The following is a 16,888-nucleotide window of genomic DNA, read 5'->3' on the forward strand; positions in this document are numbered from 1 at the left end:
TCACACAAGGATCGACACCATGCAGATCGCCTTTGTCCATGCCACCGCGCGCGGCGCGGTCGACGATACACTGCGGACCGTTACCGACATGCTGCGGGCGCGGGGCCACCGCCTTGCCGGTGTCCTGCCCGTGCCTTGCACCGACCCCGACCGCCATGCCTGCGACATGGACCTCATCGACCTCGCCTCCGGCGCCTGCCTGCCGATTGCACAGCGTCTCGGGCGCGGCTCGACCGGCTGCCGTCTGGACGGCGCGGCGATCGAGATGGCGGCAATGGCGGTGGCCGGCGGACTCGCCACCGCACCCGCCGACCTGCTGATCCTCAACCGCTTCGGCAAACAGGAGGCAACGGGCCACGGCTTTCACCCGGTGATCGTGACCGCCCTGGAACGCGGCATGCCCGTTCTTCTGGGCGTCAACGACCTTAACCGCCCGGCTTTCGAAATCTTCGCCGACGGACTCGCGACGGAACTCCCCGACGCCCCCTTCGCTGTCTGCGACTGGCTTCTGCCGCTCTTGCGGCGGCGCGCGGCCTGAACGTCGGGCGATGACCGCCGCCGGTTACATCATGACATGGTTCATACAGACAGGGTGCGTCTTAAAATGTGGGCGTCTCAGTTGAACTAGCGATAAAGTTGTTTATCGTGCTCCCATTGCTTCGGGCCTGCGTCCGGAGCCAACGACAGGGAGACAATCATGAAAACGACAGCAATTCTGACTGCTGCCCTCCTGGCCAGCACAACGATCGGCGCTTCTGCCGAAACCCTTCGCTGGGCACGGGCGGGGGATTCGCTCACACTCGATCCGCATGCGCAGAACGAGGGGCCAACTCACACGCTGGCGCATCAGATCTACGAACCGCTGATCATCCGCGACACGACCGGCGCCTTCGAAGCGGCGCTGGCAACGGATTGGACACCCAAGGCGGACGATCCGAACGTGTGGGTCTTCAACCTGCGGCAGGGGGTGAAATACCATGACGGCGCGGACTTCACCGCCGAGGATGTGGTGTTCTCGATCAACCGCGCGAAATCCGAACAATCCCGGATGAAGGAACTGCTATCCTCCGTGGTCGAGGTGCGGGCGGTGGACGATCACACCGTGGAATTCGTGACCGACGGGCCAAACCCGATCCTGCCCGCCAACCTGACCAACCTCTTCATGATGGACAGCGGCTGGGCCGAGGCCAATGGCGTGGTCAAGGTGCAGGACGTGGATGGCGGCGAGACGACTTTCGCCACCACCAATGCCAACGGCACCGGCGCGTTCAAGCTGGTCAGCCGCGAGCCCGACGTGAAGACCGTGCTGACGCGCAATGACGACTATTGGGGGATGGATCAGTTCCCCATGGAAGTGTCCGAAATCGTCTACACCCCGATTCAGAACGCCGCAACACGGGTCGCCGCCCTTCTGTCGGGCGAGGTGGATTTCATCCAGGACGTGCCGGTGCAGGATCTGCAACGGGTGACGGACAGCGCGGGCCTCGTGGTCAAGACGGCGCCGCAGAACCGCACCATCTTCTTCGGGATGCATCTCGGCCCCGATGATATCGAAAACGACAATGTCGAGGGAAAGAATCCGCTCTCGGATGTACGCGTGCGCGAGGCGATGAACCTTGCGATCAACCGAGACGCCATCCGACAGGTCGTGATGCGTGGTCAGAGCCAGCCCGCTGGCATGATCGCGCCGCCCTTTGTCAATGGCTGGACCGAAGCGATGGATCAGGTCGAAACCAATACCGAAAAGGCCAAGGCCCTGATGGAAGAGGCGGGCTATGCCGACGGTTTCTCGATCCAGCTCGATTGCCCGAACGACCGCTATATCAACGACGAGGCGATCTGTCAGGCTGCGGTTGGCATGTTCGGCCAGATCGGCATCACGGTCAATCTGGATGCCAAACCCAAGGCACAGCACTTTCCACTGATTTCCTCGGGCGGCACCGATTTCTACATGCTGGGCTGGGGTGTTCCGACCTATGACAGCGAGTATATCTTCAACTTTCTCGTGCATACGCGCGGCGAAGAGCGCGGCAGCTGGAACGGCACCGGCTACAGCAATCCCGAACTTGACGCCAAGATCGTGAGCCTCTCGTCGGAAACCGATCTGGACGAGCGCAACGCCACCATCGCCGAAATCTGGCAGGTGGTGCAGGACGAGGTACTCTATCTGCCCATTCACCACCAGGTGCTGAACTGGGGGATGAAACAGAACGTGGGCATCGAAGTCAGCCCCGAAGACGATCCGAAGATGAAATACTTCACCATGAAGTAAACATCACGGGGCGGCGGCCCAGACTCGCCGCCCCAGGTTTCTGACCCGGAACGGATCGCCCCATGCTGGCCTATATCATTAGACGTGTCGGACAGTCGGTCCTGGTGCTGCTGGTCGTCGGACTCGTGGCGTTCGCCATGTTCCGCTTTGTCGGCGATCCGATCGACGCGATGCTCGGACAGGAACGCACACAGGCGGATATCGAGCGGCTGCGCGTGGTGCTTGGCCTCGACCGGCCCTTCGTGGTGCAATACTGGCGCTTTCTCGAACAGGCGGCACAGGGCAATTTCGGGCTCAGCTACCGTCAGGGCCGCCCGGTCTCCGATATCCTTATGGAACGCCTGCCCGCCACACTGGAACTGGCCTTCGTCTCGGGACTGATGGCGCTGATCGGCGGTATCGTTCTGGGCATATTCACCGCGATCCGAAGACGTGGCATCTCCGCCAACGTTATCATGACAGCCTCGCTCATCGGAGTCTCGCTGCCTACCTTCCTGATCGGCATCATGCTGATCTATCTGTTTTCCGTCGAACTCGGCTGGCTGCCCAGCTTCGGGCGGGGCGAGGTGACACGAGTCGGCGGCTGGACAACCGGCTTTCTTACCGAAAGCGGCCTCAAGGCCCTGATCCTGCCCTCCATCACCCTGGGGCTCTACCAGATGACGCTGATCATGCGGCTGGTGCGTACCGAGATGCTCGAAGTGCTGCGCATGGACTATATCCGCTTCGCCCGCGCACGCGGCGTCCGCGAGAAATCCATCAACTTCCGCCACGCACTCAAGAACACGCTGGTGCCGGTCATCACCATCACCGGCCTGCAACTGGGTTCGATCATCGCCTTTGCGATCATCACCGAAACGGTGTTCCAGTGGCCCGGCGTGGGGCTGCTCTTCATCAACGCGGTCCAGTTTGTCGATATCCCGGTGATGGCGGCCTATCTCATGCTGATCTCGGTAATGTTCGTCGGCATCAACCTTATCGTCGACATGCTCTATTTCGCGATTGATCCGCGGCTGCGCGCCGACCGAACCACCGGGGGACACTGACATGGCCGAACTGAGCACCGAGGCCTCCCCGTCGCGCCTGCGCCAGGCCTGGAACAGCGATTTCATCTGGTCTTTCCGCCATTCGCCGGTGGCGGTCGTGTCCTTCTTCATCGTGCTGCTGATGATGCTGGGCGCGCTCTTCGCACCCCTGATCGCGCCGCACAACCCGTTCAACCCCGCAACGCTGAACCTGATGAACGGCTTTACCCCACCCGGACAGGCCAATCAGTTCACCGGCGAGTCCTTCCTGCTCGGCACCGACGATCAGGGGCGCGACGTGTTCTCGACCATCCTCTATGGAATGCGCATCTCGCTCTTCGTCGGGCTGTCGGCGGTCCTGTTGGCGATGGTTCTGGGGGTGACGCTGGGACTGATGGCGGGCTATGTCGGCGGCTGGACCGAAACGATCATCATGCGCATCGCCGATGTGCAACTGACCTTTCCCGCGATCCTCGTTGCCATGCTGATCTTTGGCATCGCCAAGGGCATCACCCCGCCCGAGTACCGCAATGAAATGGCGATCTGGGTGCTGATCCTTGCCATCGGCCTTTCGGACTGGGTGCAATTCGCCCGCGTGGTGCGCGGCGCGACACTGGTCGAGAAGAACAAGGAATACGTGCAGGCAGCGCGCCTCATCGGGCGTAAACGCTATACCATCATGCTGCGCCACATCCTGCCCAACGTGCTGAACCCGGTGCTGGTGATCGCAACCATCAGCCTTGCGCTCGCCATCATCGCCGAGGCGACGCTCAGCTTTCTGGGCGTCGGCGCGCCCCCCACGAAACCCTCGCTCGGTACGCTTATCCGCATCGGCCAGGAATTCATGTTCTCGGGCGAATGGTGGATTCTCTTCTTTCCCGCCATGACCCTGCTGGCGCTGGCCCTGTCTATCAACCTGCTGGGCGACTGGCTGCGCGACGCGCTGAACCCGAGGCTCAGATGACTGAATCACCCGTCCTCTCCGTTCGCGATCTCGTCGTGGAAATTCCCACCCGCCACGGCATCCTGCGGCCCGTGGACGGTGTCAGCTACGATATCCATGCCGGCGAAATCCTCGGCGTGGTGGGCGAATCCGGTGCTGGCAAATCCATGACCGGCAACGCGGTAATCGGCCTGCTCGATCCGCCCGCGCGCATTGCCTCGGGCGCGGTGCTGCTCTCGGGTCAACCGATTCACGCCCTCAATGGCGAAACGCTGCGCCGCCTGCGCGGCAAGCGGATGGGCATGATCTTTCAGGATCCCCTGACCTCTCTCAACCCGCTCCTGACCATCGGCGATCAGCTGGCCGAAACAATTCTCGAACATCTCGACGTGGCACCGTCCGAGGCCCGCCGACGCGCCATAGCCGCCCTCGAAGAGGTGGGCATCCCCGCCGCCGCACAGCGCATCGGCAGCTATCCGCACGAATTCTCCGGCGGCATGCGGCAGCGCGTGGTGATCGCCCTCGCCCTCTGCGCCGAGCCCGATCTCATCATCGCCGACGAACCGACGACAGCGCTCGACGTTTCGGTGCAGGCACAGATCATCGCGCTGCTGAAACGGCTCTGCCGGGATCGTGGCGTGGCCGTGATGCTGGTCACACATGACATGGGCGTGATCGCCGAGGCAGCGGATCGTGTGGCGGTGATGTATGCCGGGCGGCTGGCCGAGCTTGGCCCCGTGCGCGAGGTGATCACGCAGGCCCGCCACCCCTATACAGCGGGCCTTATGGCCTCCACCCCGCTCGCCAGCCAGGGCCGAATGCGCCTGCGCCAGATCCCCGGTGCCATGCCCGGCCTCGATGCCCTGCCCGCCGGTTGCGCCTTTTCCCCGCGCTGCGAATATGCGCAGGACCGTTGCAGGCAGGATCCGGGGCCCACCCTTTCGGCATGCGGCGGGCGCGCCGCCTGCTGGTTCCCTCTGGTCACGGACACCAAACAGGAGGTCAGGGCATGAGCGCGATCATCAAGGTCGATCGTCTGACGCGCATCTTCGACGTCTCCAAACCCTGGCTCAACCGCGTGATCGAACGCCTGCCCAGGGCGCTGCTGACCGCTGTGTCAGAGGTCAGCTTCGAGGTCGAGGAAAACTCGGTCTATGCTCTAGTCGGTGAAAGCGGCTCCGGCAAATCCACCATCGGCAAGATCATCGTCGGACTAGTGTCGCCCTCCGGCGGCAAGGTCGAGATCGAGGGGGTCGACCTTGCCAGCGAGAAGGATCCCGGCAGAATCGACAGCGTGCGCGCCGACATCCAGATGATCTTTCAGGATCCCTACGCCTCGCTCAATCCGCGCTGGCGCGTGCGCAACATCATCGCCGAACCGGTGGCGGCGCGCGGCGGCAATACCGAGGGTCTGGCCGAGCGCCTTCTGGAACAGGTCGGTCTGTCAGCCGCCGACGCGGGCAAATATCCGCATGAATTCTCGGGGGGTCAGCGACAACGCATCTGCATCGCCCGGGCCCTGTCGTCGGAGCCAAAGATCATCGTCTGCGACGAGCCCACATCGGCCCTCGACGTGTCGGTGCAGAGCCAGGTTCTCAACCTCATGTCCGATCTGCGCGAGGAATTCGGCTTAACCTATCTTTTCATCAGCCACGACCTGACAGTGGTGCGCCATATGGCCGACAAGGTCGGGGTGCTCTACCTTGGCCGCCTGGTCGAAGAAGCCCCGCGCGACGCGCTCTTCGGCGATCCCAAACACCCCTATACAAGGATGTTGTTCGATGCGGCGCCGCGTATGGATGCCTTCGGGCGTGATATAGAGCCGCCCAGGGGCGAAATCCCCGACGCGATCAACCCTCCCTCAGGCTGCGCCTTTCATCCGCGCTGCCCGCTGGCGGTGGCGCGGTGCAGCCGCGAGCGCCCGGAAATGCGGCAACTCGGCCAGACGCGCGTCGCCTGCCACCTGGCAGAGTGACGCACCGAGAGCCACCCCTACCCGCGCAACACCAGCGGCAGACCAAGACTCACCACCGGGAACAGGATCAGCAGCGTGACGCGGAACAGTTCCGAGAAAAAGAACGGCGCCACCCCGCGAAAGGTGGTCATCATCGGCACATCGCGCGCCAACGCCGATATGACAAACACGTTCATCCCCACCGGCGGCGTGATCAGCCCCAGTTCCACCACCACCAGCGCCAGTATCCCGAACCATATCTTGAGATCCTCGGTGGACATGCCAAATCCCGCCCCCGCCGCCATCTGGTAATCGCCGCCATTCATCGCCACCATCACCGGCCAGAAGAACGGCAGCACCAGCAGGATCATCGACAGCGAATCCATCAGACAGCCCAACAGGATGAGCGTCACCAGAAGCAGGATCAGCACCGTCATCGGCGCAAGGCCGGAGTTGACGGCAAGTTCGGCGGCGACCTGCGGCACACCGGCCCGCGACATGAATATCTTGAGCAGTTCCGCCCCCAGCAGGATCAGATAGATCATGCCGCTCGTGCCAGCCGTCTCCAGCATCGCATCGCGGATATCCGCGCGGCTCAGTTGCCCGGTGACGACCCCATAGGCGAAAACCGCGAAAACCCCGATCGCGGCAGCGGGCGTGGGGTTGTAGAATCCCGCGTAGATGCCCCCGATCACGATGCCAAAGACCACGACGACCGGGATCACGCCACGCGTGGCGGCCCAGAATTCGGCCCGGTTGGCAGCCCCCTGCGCCGGGCCTGACCCCGGCACCAGCCGCACATAGACCGCGATGGTCAGCATGAACAACGCCACCGCCAGCAGGCCGGGAATGAGGGCTGCCATGAACATGGTGACCACATTGGCCTCGACGATGATCGCATAGATCACCAGCACCACCGAGGGCGGGATCAGAATCCCCAGAACCCCGCCCGCCGCCACCGACCCGGTGGCCAGCGCCGGCGCGTAGTTGTAGCGTTTCAACTCGGGCAGCGCGACCTTGCCCATGGTCGACGCGGTGGCCAACGACGAGCCGCTCACCGCGCCAAACCCGGCGCAGGCCGCGATCGCCGCCATCGCCGTGCCGCCCCGAAACCGCCCGACCCAGGCATTCGCGGCGCGGAACAGATCGCGCGACAGGCCCGTCTTGGTGGCCAGCGCCCCCATCAGGATGAACATTGGCACCACCGACAGGTCATAGATCGAGAATTGCCCGTATCCCAGCGTCTTGAGTTGCGACATCAGGATCGCCGGCCCGTTGATCAGCGTGGTGCCGATGCCGCCCACAAGGATCATCGCATAGGCAATCGGCATCCGAATGGCGATCAGCGCGATCAGCAGAACCAATCCCGCCAGCCCCAGCGTCATCGGCTCCATCAGGTTCGCCCCCGGATATCTTCGATCAGGGTGATCGCCGCCGCCAGCACCAGCAGCGCCAGCGAGATCACGATCGGCACATAGGCCCACCAGATCGGCAGTTGCAGGATGGTGCTGGCCAGCTGATACGCCCTCTGATCCAGCAGCCCCAGCCACATCCGCCACATGAGCAGCGCCGCCACCGCGAACGCCACGACCGAGGCCAGCATGTCCAGCCGCCGACGACCGCGCCCGGACAGGCCCATGGTAAAGATGTCAGCGGTCACATTATGCCGGTAAAGCTGGCAATAGGGCAGGAACATGAACACGGCCGCCGCCACCAGCATCTGCGTCAGATCGAAATCGCCGGTAAAGGGCAGGCCGATCAGCCCGCCCAGAACGGTCCAGACATTGACCAGTACCAGCACCGACAGCAGCCCGCCGCCCAGAAGCGCCCACCACAGGATGAGACCTCTCAGAAAACCCATCAGCTGCGTCCTTCCGGCCCGTTACCAGGCCTATTGCGCGTGTCTGGCGATGGCCGCCCGCGCGGCCTCGACCAGCCCCGCCCCGTCGATGCCCTTGGCGCTGACCTCCTCGATCCAGCGATCCACGACACCCGTCGTGGCCTCCAGCATCACGGCGGTCTCGGCCTCGGTCAGCACCACATGGGTGTTGCCCGCCTCGACCGCCATGTTGATGCCGAACTCATCCGTGCCGCGCCACAATTCGCCCACCTCGCGCAGCCAATCCTCGTTCGACGCCTCGCGGAACGCCGCCTGCACGGTCTCGGGCAGGCTGTCCCATGTGGCCTTGGTCATCGACACCTGAAACACCGACGTGCCCATCCGCTCCTTGGCGGCACCCTCGATCTGAAAATCGGTCTGCTCCTGCAGCCGCAGCGGCGGAATGATCTCCCACGGGATCAGTGCGCCGTCGATCACACCCTTGGCCAGCGCCTGCGGCAGGTCCGGCACCGGCATGGCCACCGGCGTGGCCCCCAGCGCCTCGATCACCCAGGCCCCGGTGCGTGACGGGGTGCGCAGCCTCAGCCCGGCCAGATCGGCGGGCGCGCGCACCTCCTTGTCCACCATCTGGAATCCGTTGCCTGCATGCACATGCAGGAACATCACCTCAAGCCCTTCATACTCCTGCGCCAGTTCGGCTTCGAACATCTCGCGCATCGCAAGGTTGGTGGCAACCGGATCATTGACATAGACGTTTGCCAGCTCGAAAACCTCGCTGCGCGGGAACAGGCCCGAGGTATAACCGTTCAGCGTCCAGACCAGATCGACCACCCCGTCGCGCGCCTGCTGCACCAATTCGGGCGGGCGCCCGCCCAGCGTCATCGCCGGATAGACCTCGATATCCACCGCCCCGCCGGACAACTCCTCAACCCGCTCGGCCCAGGGCACCAGCATCTTGCTGTGCGCCGGAGCGCGCTCGCTCAGGAAATGGTGCAGCTTGAGCTTGTAATCCTGCGCCCCCGCTGGCAGGGCCAGAACGATCCCCAGCGCCGCGGTACTCATGATGTTCAACAGTTTCATGTCTTCCTCCCTGACATTTTGATGATTGGCCCCGTTCAGTAAGTCAGCCCGACATAGTTCTCCGCAAAACTCTTCTGCGCGGCCTCCGAATGGGCCAGATACTCGAACTCGGCCTGTTGCATCCGCCGCTCGAACGCCCCAAGCCCCGGAAAATCATGCAGCATCGAGGTCAGCGACCACGAAAACCGCTCGGCCTTCCAGACCCGCGCCAGCGCCGTGCCGGAATAGCCGTCAATGCCCGCAGACCTGCCGTGATTGAACCACAGGTCAAGCGCCCTGTGCAGATAATGCACATCGCCCACCGCCAGATTGAGCCCCTTGGCCCCGGTCGGCGGCACGATATGCGCCGCATCGCCCGCCAGGAACAGCGCGCCATGACGCATCGGCTCGCAGACGAACGACCGCAGCGGCGCGATCGACATCTCCAGCACCTCGCCCTCGGTGACCAGCCGGGCCGCCACATCACCAGGGATCCGCTTGCAAAGCTCGTCCCAGAACCGCGTGGTCGGCCAATCCTCCAGCCGGTCAACCAGGGGTACCTGCACATAATAGCGGCTCAGGCTTGCCGAGCGCATCGAACACAGCGCGAAACCCCGCTGATGCGCGGCATAGATCAGCTCGGGTGCCGCAGGCGGGGTGCGCGACAACAGGCCCAGCCAGCCGAACGGATATTCGCGAACATACTCCTGCCGTACCGCATCCGGAATCGCCCGGCGCGCCGGTCCGTGGAACCCGTCACAACCCGCGACAAACCGCGCCTCCAGACGGTGCTCTACACCGTCCCTGGCATAAACCACCACCGGTGCATCGCTCTGCCCCTCCTCGATGCGCAGCACCTCGGCCCCGTGGATCACCTGACCGCCGCGCGCGTCGCGGGCGGCATAGAGATCGCGCGTCACCTCGGTCTGACCATAGACCGTGACCGACCGACCGGTCAGCCCCGCCAGATCAATCCGCACCCGCGCGTCGTGCCAACTCAGCTCGACGCCCTCATGCCTCTGCCCTTCGGCATGCAACCTCTCTGCCACGCCCGCCTCTTCCAGAACGCCGACTGCCCCCGCCTCCAGCACCCCGGCCCTGATCCGGCCCAGCACGTAATCGCGGCTCTGCCGTTCCAGCACCACGCTGTCGATGCCGCTCAGATCCAGCAACTGCGACAACAGCAGACCCGCCGGACCGCCGCCGATGATCGCCACCTGCGTTCTCATCTCCGTCGCTCCTGCATGCACGGTCCGCGCATCCCGGTCACGCCTCAGCGTCCATTTCCGCGAACACCGCCCTGGCGATCTTGAGCGCATGATTGGCGCGCGGCACACCGGCATAGATCGCCACATGCTGCAACGCTTCCGCCACGTCGGTCCGGCTTGCGCCGGTGCGGGCGGTGGCGCGGATATGCATCGGCAGTTCGTCGAAATTCCCCAGCGCGGCCAACAGCGCGATGGTCAGCATTGAACGCTCGCGATCCGCGATCGCATCCGACGACCAGACCCGCCCCCAGGCCGCCTCGGTGATCAGCGTCTGAAACGCCCGGTCCAGCGCGTCGGTCTCGCGGGCCGCCCGGTCCACATGCTCATCCCCCAGAATCCGTCTCCGGGTCTGCATGCCCCGGTCATGGATGTCCGTCATCCTCGCCTCCGAAATCAAACTGTGCAGCGGTGGCAAATACCCCAGCTCCCTGTCCCATTTCTTCTATCGTGTTACGCATGCAAGTCCCCACGCCTTAGTCTGGCATAACTCCATCATCTCTAATAATAGAAATCGTGACATAACTCATAACCAATTGGCTATATAAAGCCACATCATCTTGCGCCATATCGACCCTTTCCTTTGATCTGCGTAGCAGCGCAGGGCGACGGTCATTGGTCGAGCGTTTCATTGACCACGCCGCCGTGGTCGCGCATCCGCACCACCCGGCGCAGGTGTTCGATGAAACTGGTCCGCTCGATGCTGATCGTCGCCGCCTCGGGCAGGCTGATACCGACCGGCCCCGCCAGCAGCGCCGAGCCAAGCGTCAGCGACGCCAATGTGCCGCGCGCCAGTTCCTCGGCCACCACCCCGCGCGAGATGAACCACAGCATGTCTGAATGCTGCACCACACGTCGACCAAAGGGCAGCGAAACCGTCTCGAACGCGCCTCGCCGTCCGACAAGGCCAAGGCTCGACAGATAACGCTCGACCGTGAGCGCGATGACCGCGCCCCTTGGCGGCAGGATCAGGTCATAGGTGTCGATCTCCGCCGTCGGGTCGGGCACGGACAACAGCGGATGACCGGGCCGGACAACCAGCACCACATCCTCGGAATAAAGCTGTTCAAAGCTCAGACCAGCCAGATCGGTGGCCTCGGGCATCCGCCCCACGACCAGATCAAGACGCCCCTCGCGCAACTGATTGTAAAGCAGCCAGTTCGGCCCCGAGAGCACATGCAGCTGCGCCGCCGGATTGTCCTGCCGAAAACCAAGAGCGGCCAGCGGCACCAGATCGGTGGCGGCGGTCGGCAGCGCGCCCACGGAAATCCGCGCCGCAGCGCGTGCACTGCCCTGCACCCGGTCGCGGGCGCGCATCAACTCCAGCAACGAGGCCGAGGCGTGATTCTGAAAGATTCGCCCATGTGCATTCAGCCGCAGCCCGCGCCCCACCCGGTCAAACAGCCGCGCGCCCAGCATATCCTCCAACTCCTTGAGCGCACGCGATACCGCGGGCTGCGTGATGTTCAGCCGCTCGGCAGCCGCCGAAACGCTCTCGGCGCGCGCAATCTCCAGAAAGCAGCGCAGATGCCGCAGACGTATGCCGGTTTCCCAATTCATAATCTTAATGTAATTAAAATATCAAAAATAGAAATTTAAATAATCTATTTCTTATGTTTTTATTCACGCAGAGGACATCGCCATCGCCTTCATGCTATGCGCGAGACTGGGAGGACCACCATGACCGATACCGCCCTGCCACCGGGCCCCTTCTATCAGCGTGACCGCAGGCTGCAGCCACCGGCGCTGACGCCCGCCTACAAGACCTCGGTCGCGCGCTCTCCGCGCCTGCCGATGATCTCGCTGGAAAACACGATCTCCGAGATCACCGGCCCGCGTTTCGGCCATGCCGATCTGGGCCCGCTCGACAATGACCTCCTTCGCAACTATGCGCAGGATGGCGACCCCATCGGCGAACGCATCATCGTGCATGGCCGGGTTCTGGACGAAAACGCCCGCCCGGTGCCGCACACGCTGGTCGAAATCTGGCAGGCCAACGCCGGTGGCCGCTACCGCCACAAGAAGGACAGCTATCTTGCCCCCATCGACCCCAATTTCGGCGGCTGCGGGCGGTGTCTGACGGATGCGGACGGCTATTACTTCTTCCGCACGGTCAAGCCCGGCGCATACCCGTGGCGCAACTGGGTCAACAACTGGCGGCCCGCGCATATTCACGTCTCGGTCTTTGGCTCGGGCTTTGCCCAGCGGCTGATCACGCAGATGTATTTCGAAGGCGATCCGCTGATCGCCAGATGCCCCATCGTGCAGACCGTACCCGACGCGGACGCCATCGACCGGCTGATCGCCCCACTGGACATGAACGCGGCGATACCGCTCGACAGCCTTGCCTACAAGTTCGACATCGTGCTGCGCGGTCGCCGTTCGACCATGTTCGACAACCGCCCGGAAGGGAACTAGCCATGCCGCAACCGCTTGACTATCTCCGCGAAACCGCCTCGCAGACCGCCGGTCCCTACGTCCATATCGGCCTCGCCCCCGGTGCCGCCGGGTTCGAGATTTTCCACAACCGCATCGGCGGGGACATCGCCGGGCCCGAGGCGCAGGGCGAACGCATCCGCGTCGCCGGCTGTGTGTTCGACGGCACCGGCGCACCGCTCAAGGATGTTCTGATCGAGGTCTGGCAGGCCAATGCCGCAGGCATCTATCCGCATCCCGAAGACCCTCGCGCAAATGAGGTCGAGAAGGGCTTTCGCGGCTGGGGACGGGTAATTTCAGATTTCGAAACAGGCGAATTCACCTTTGAAACGGTCAAGCCAGGCGCGATCCCGGGGCCGAAGGAAACTATGCAGGCCCCGCATCTCAATCTCTGGATCGTGGCGCGCGGCATCAACATCGGCCTGCAGACGCGCGCCTACTTCGAGGACGAGACCGAGGCCAACGCTGCCGATCCGGTCCTGAGCCTGATCGAACAGGCGCAGCGCCGCGATACCCTGCTGGCGCGCAAGACCGCGGGCGGGTATCGTTTCGACATTCATCTTCAGGGCGACAAGGAAACGGTATTCTTCGATGTCTGATCATACTGGCAAACCCTGCATTCTCTGCGTGGCGATCACCGGATCGCTGCCGACCAAGGCCAATAATCCGGCGGTGCCGATCACCATCGCCGAGCAGGTCGACTCCACCCACGAGGCGTTCGAGGCCGGGGCCTCCATCGCGCATTGCCATGTGCGGCTCGAGGACGGCACGCCCACCTCCGACCCCGAACGCTTTGCACGGCTCAAGGAGGGGCTGGAAAAACACTGCCCCGGCATGATCCTGCAGTTCTCGACCGGCGGGCGATCCGGCGCGGGGCAGGCGCGCGGCGGGATGCTGCCGCTGCGCCCCGACATGGCCTCGCTCTCGGTGGGCTCCAACAACTTCCCTACCCGCGTCTACGAGAACCCGCCCGATCTGGTGGCCTGGCTGGCCTCCGAGATGCGCAAATACGAGGTCACGCCGGAAATCGAGGCCTTCGACCTCAGCCATATCCTGCGCGCCGTCGACATGCACAACAAGGGCGAGCTCTACGGCAAGCTCTACGTGCAATTCGTGATGGGCGTGAAAAACGCCATGCCCGCCGACCGCGCTGTGTTTGATTTCTACGTTCAGATCATGCGCGATCGCGCGCCTGACGCCAACTGGTGCGCCGCCGGGATCGGACCCAACCAGATTGTCGTCAACGAATGGGCCATCGCGGCGGGCGGACATACCCGCACCGGGCTTGAGGATAACGTGCGTCTCGACCGTGACCGGCTGGCCCCCTCCAACGCCGCGCTGGTGCGCCGCGCGGTCGAACTGTGCGAGAAATACGCGCGCCCGGTGGCCACGGCAGCACAGGCGCGCGCGATCCTCGGGCTGCGCGCCGCAGCGGCCTGAACCGGGAACAGGAGACCGCGCCATGCCTTTTCTCAGACCGCGCGACGCGGTGCTCCATTACGCCTGCCGCCCCGGCGATCCGGCGCGCCGCGCCATCGTCCTTGCCAATTCGCTCGGCACCGATCTGCGCATCTGGGACGGCGTGATCGCCCGCCTGCCCGCAGACATCCCCGTGCTGACGCATGACAAGCGCGGGCACGGGCTGTCGGATGTGACACCTGTGGACATGGCCACCCATATCCGCGACTGCGCCGATCTGATGGATCACCTCGGCCTGCGCGATGCGCTGATCTGCGGCGTCTCGGTGGGCGGGCTGATCGCACAGGGGCTGGCCGCCACCCGCCCCGATCTGGTGGCGGGGCTGGTGCTCAGCAACACTGCCCAGCGCATCGGCGACGCCGACGGCTGGAACGCCCGCATCGCACGCGTTCAGGCCGAGGGGCTGGAGGGCATGGCCGACGAGATCATGGAACGCTGGTTCTCACCCGGCTTTCGCGCAGCCCATCCCGCCGACTGGGCGGGCTACCGCAACATGCTGCTGCGCACCCCCGCACCGGGCTATATCGCCACCTGCGCCGCGATCCGCGATACCGATTTCACCGCGACGACCCGCGCCCTGCGCCTGCCGGTCACCTGCATCGCCGGCAGCGCCGATCAGGCCACCCCGCCCGCGCTGGTGCAAGGCATGGCAGAGCTGATCGAGGGCGCAACCCTGCACTGCCTGACCGATGTCGGCCACCTGCCCTGCATAGAGGTGCCCGCCACGCTGGCCGATCTGCTGCTTGACCTCTACGGACGCCTGCCATGATCTCGGTATTCGACGGCGGCTGGATGCAGAGCCTCTTCGCCGACGCCGAGGCGGGCGCGCTCTGGTCAGCGGAGACGCAGATGGGGCAATATCTGGCATTCGAGGCCGCCTGGTCCCGTGCCCTGGGGCGGGTCGGACTGGCCGCGCCGGACAGCGCGGAACGCGCCGCGAAAGTCATCGAACGCTTTGCCCCTGACATGGCTCGCCTGCATGCCGATACCGCTCGCGATGGGCTGCCCGTTCCCGGCCTCGTGCGGCAACTCAGGGAAGCGGCAGCAGAGGATGCGGACGCGGTGCATCGCGGTGCCACCTCGCAGGATGTGATGGACACCGGCCTGTCGCTGACCCTCAGGGCGCTCGATGATCTCCTGCTGACCCGCCTTGCCCGGTTGCAGAGCGCGCTCAGCACCCTGGTCGCCCGGTTCGGCGACAACACGATGATGGGCCGCACCCGGATGCAGGCGGCGCTGCCCATCCCTGCAGGTCACCGCGTTGCCGCATGGGCGGCGCCGCTCGACGATCACGCCGCGCGCCTCACCCGCCTGCGGCCCATGGCGGAGCGACTCCAGCTTGGCGGCGCGGTTGGCACCCGCGACGGTCTCGACGGCAAGGGCGCTGCGATGGCCGCGATCATGGCCGATGCGCTTGGCCTCCATAACCCGGCACAGCCCTGGCACACGGACCGCAGCGGGCTAACGGATTATGGTAACTGCCTGTCGCTGATCACCGGCAGCCTAGGCAAGATGGGACAGGATATCTGCCTGATGGCCCAGCAAGGCGTGAACGAGATCGCGCTCGCCCAGGGCGGCGGATCCTCCGCGATGCCGCACAAGTCCAACCCGATCCTCGCCGAACTGCTGGTCACGCTGGCGCGGTTCAACGCCACGCAGGTTGCGGGGTTGCATCAGACAATGGTGCACGAACAGGAACGCTCGGGCGCCGCATGGGCGCTGGAATGGATGATCCTGCCACAGATGACAATGACCTGCGCGCGCGCCCTCTCTGCCGCCACGACGCTCTGCGAGCGTATCGACCGGATCGGAGCACCCGTTACCTGACGCTACCGGTCGTCGCCCTCAGCGACGAGCCGCGACAGATCCTCCGCCGCCTTGCGCATCGCGGCAAGAAAGCCAAGCGCTTTTTCGACATCGAACCGCTGCGTCGGCGCATGAAACGCAAGCGTGGCCATCAACCTCCGGTTGGCGTCGAGGATCGGCACCGCCAGCGCTATCATGTCTGCCATGAATTCCTCGCGGTCCAGCGCATAGCCCTGGCGACGGATCTCGCGGATTTCCTCGAGCAGCGCGTCACGGTCGGTCAGCGTATTGGGCGTGCGCACCACAAGTTCGGCGGCCGAGAGATATTTCAAAAGATGCGCGCGCGCCAGAGAACTGAGATACATCTTGCCGCTGGCCGTGCAATAGAACGGCACGCGCGTGCCGATCGGCAACTGGATACGCAGCGGCCATTGGGTCTCCACCCGTTCAAGATAGATCATGGCATCCCGGTCCGGCAGCGCGATGTTGCAGGTCTCGCCAATCTCGCGGCTGACACGTTGCAGGATCGCCTGTCGGGCGGTCCTGATCCGCAGCGACGACAGGATGCCACCCGCCAGAGTGCGCAGGCGCGGTCCGGGTGAATAGGTCCGCCCGTCCATGTCGCGCTGCAGGAACCCCTCTTCTTCCAGCGTGGCGAAGAGACGGTGGATGGTCGGCTTGGGCAGGCCAAGCTCTGCATTCACATCCGTCGGCGTCACCGGGACACCTACCCTTGCGATATGTTCAATCACCATGAGCAAACGCAGGTTGGTTGGTATCGTTGCCGAGCCGTCGCCGTCCATCCGTAA

The 16,888-nt window shown here is 64.3% G+C and carries 18 protein-coding genes; 11 read left to right on the forward strand and 7 right to left on the reverse strand.

Annotated features, from left to right (window positions below):
* Positions 1-19: 19 nt before the first annotated feature.
* The 6 genes from BSG08_RS07440 to BSG08_RS07465 all read left to right on the forward strand — a co-directional run bounded on the left by BSG08_RS07440 (position 20) and on the right by BSG08_RS07465 (position 6,215).
* Positions 20-538: a DUF2478 domain-containing protein gene (locus tag BSG08_RS07440; RefSeq protein WP_093034479.1), complete on the forward strand. Its 519-nt coding sequence runs from the start codon at positions 20-22 to the stop codon at positions 536-538.
* Between the two features lie 159 nt (positions 539-697).
* Complete coding sequence (locus BSG08_RS07445) at positions 698-2,272, forward strand: ABC transporter substrate-binding protein (RefSeq protein ID WP_093034482.1); 1,575 nt, start codon at positions 698-700, stop codon at positions 2,270-2,272.
* A gap of 62 nt (positions 2,273-2,334) precedes the next feature.
* Positions 2,335-3,318: an ABC transporter permease gene (locus BSG08_RS07450; RefSeq protein WP_093034485.1), complete on the forward strand. Its 984-nt coding sequence runs from the start codon at positions 2,335-2,337 to the stop codon at positions 3,316-3,318.
* A gap of 1 nt (position 3,319) precedes the next feature.
* A complete protein-coding gene (locus BSG08_RS07455) occupies positions 3,320-4,261 on the forward strand; it encodes an ABC transporter permease (RefSeq protein ID WP_093034488.1) in 942 nt (313 codons plus the stop codon).
* Positions 4,258-5,253: an ABC transporter ATP-binding protein gene (locus tag BSG08_RS07460; RefSeq protein ID WP_093034491.1), complete on the forward strand. Its 996-nt coding sequence runs from the start codon at positions 4,258-4,260 to the stop codon at positions 5,251-5,253. The genes BSG08_RS07455 and BSG08_RS07460 overlap by 4 nt, the downstream gene beginning before the upstream one ends.
* Positions 5,250-6,215 carry an ABC transporter ATP-binding protein gene (locus BSG08_RS07465; RefSeq protein ID WP_093034494.1) on the forward strand — a complete coding sequence of 322 codons (966 nt, stop codon included), beginning with the start codon at positions 5,250-5,252 and terminating at the stop codon, positions 6,213-6,215. Before BSG08_RS07460 ends, BSG08_RS07465 begins: the two co-directional genes overlap by 4 nt.
* Before the next feature lie 17 nt (positions 6,216-6,232).
* Here the strand turns inward: BSG08_RS07465 and BSG08_RS07470 are convergent, their stop codons facing one another.
* From BSG08_RS07470 to pcaQ, 6 genes are all read right to left on the reverse strand, one after another.
* Positions 6,233-7,588 carry a TRAP transporter large permease gene (locus BSG08_RS07470; protein WP_217649881.1) on the reverse strand — a complete coding sequence of 452 codons (1,356 nt, stop codon included), beginning with the start codon at positions 7,586-7,588 and terminating at the stop codon, positions 6,233-6,235.
* The gene (locus tag BSG08_RS07475; RefSeq protein WP_093034497.1) at positions 7,588-8,055 is read right to left on the reverse strand and encodes a TRAP transporter small permease; all 468 of its coding nucleotides are present in this window, start codon (positions 8,053-8,055) and stop codon (positions 7,588-7,590) included. Before BSG08_RS07475 ends, BSG08_RS07470 begins: the two co-directional genes overlap by 1 nt.
* A 30-nt stretch (positions 8,056-8,085) precedes the next feature.
* Entirely contained in the window at positions 8,086-9,114 is a 1,029-nt protein-coding gene (locus BSG08_RS07480; protein ID WP_093034500.1) for a TRAP transporter substrate-binding protein, read from the reverse strand.
* Positions 9,115-9,149: 35 nt separating this feature from the next.
* Positions 9,150-10,322, reverse strand: a complete 1,173-nt coding sequence (gene pobA, locus BSG08_RS07485; RefSeq protein WP_093034504.1) for a 4-hydroxybenzoate 3-monooxygenase — start codon at positions 10,320-10,322, stop codon at positions 9,150-9,152.
* A 37-nt stretch (positions 10,323-10,359) separates the two neighbouring features.
* Positions 10,360-10,740 carry a 4-carboxymuconolactone decarboxylase gene (pcaC, locus tag BSG08_RS07490; RefSeq protein WP_093034507.1) on the reverse strand — a complete coding sequence of 127 codons (381 nt, stop codon included), beginning with the start codon at positions 10,738-10,740 and terminating at the stop codon, positions 10,360-10,362.
* Between the two features lie 230 nt (positions 10,741-10,970).
* Positions 10,971-11,918, reverse strand: coding sequence for a pca operon transcription factor PcaQ (pcaQ, locus tag BSG08_RS07495; protein ID WP_093034510.1), 948 nt, complete (start codon positions 11,916-11,918; stop codon positions 10,971-10,973).
* A gap of 120 nt (positions 11,919-12,038) precedes the next feature.
* Here pcaQ and pcaH point away from each other — a divergent pair, with 120 nt between their 5' ends.
* The 5 genes from pcaH to BSG08_RS07520 are packed head-to-tail and all read left to right on the forward strand — an operon-like array spanning position 12,039 to position 16,100.
* The gene (gene pcaH, locus BSG08_RS07500) at positions 12,039-12,776 is read left to right on the forward strand and encodes a protocatechuate 3,4-dioxygenase subunit beta (RefSeq protein ID WP_175544722.1); all 738 of its coding nucleotides are present in this window, start codon (positions 12,039-12,041) and stop codon (positions 12,774-12,776) included.
* A gap of 2 nt (positions 12,777-12,778) precedes the next feature.
* Positions 12,779-13,393 (forward strand): protocatechuate 3,4-dioxygenase subunit alpha, encoded by a 615-nt coding sequence (gene pcaG, locus BSG08_RS07505; RefSeq protein WP_093034516.1) that lies wholly within the window; start codon positions 12,779-12,781, stop codon positions 13,391-13,393.
* Positions 13,386-14,234: a 3-oxoadipate:acetyl-CoA acetyltransferase gene (locus BSG08_RS07510; protein ID WP_093034519.1), complete on the forward strand. Its 849-nt coding sequence runs from the start codon at positions 13,386-13,388 to the stop codon at positions 14,232-14,234. Before pcaG ends, BSG08_RS07510 begins: the two co-directional genes overlap by 8 nt.
* Before the next feature lie 22 nt (positions 14,235-14,256).
* A complete protein-coding gene (gene pcaD, locus BSG08_RS07515; RefSeq protein WP_093034522.1) occupies positions 14,257-15,042 on the forward strand; it encodes a 3-oxoadipate enol-lactonase in 786 nt (261 codons plus the stop codon).
* Entirely contained in the window at positions 15,039-16,100 is a 1,062-nt protein-coding gene (locus BSG08_RS07520) for a 3-carboxy-cis,cis-muconate cycloisomerase (RefSeq protein WP_093034525.1), read from the forward strand. Before pcaD ends, BSG08_RS07520 begins: the two co-directional genes overlap by 4 nt.
* Before the next feature lie 2 nt (positions 16,101-16,102).
* Here BSG08_RS07520 and BSG08_RS07525 read toward each other — a convergent pair whose 3' ends face one another.
* Positions 16,103-16,882 carry an IclR family transcriptional regulator gene (locus BSG08_RS07525; RefSeq protein ID WP_093034542.1) on the reverse strand — a complete coding sequence of 260 codons (780 nt, stop codon included), beginning with the start codon at positions 16,880-16,882 and terminating at the stop codon, positions 16,103-16,105.
* Positions 16,883-16,888: the final 6 nt, after the last annotated feature.

It is taken from the genome of Roseovarius azorensis, assembly GCF_900109455.1.
GTDB lineage: Bacteria > Pseudomonadota > Alphaproteobacteria > Rhodobacterales > Rhodobacteraceae > Roseovarius > Roseovarius azorensis.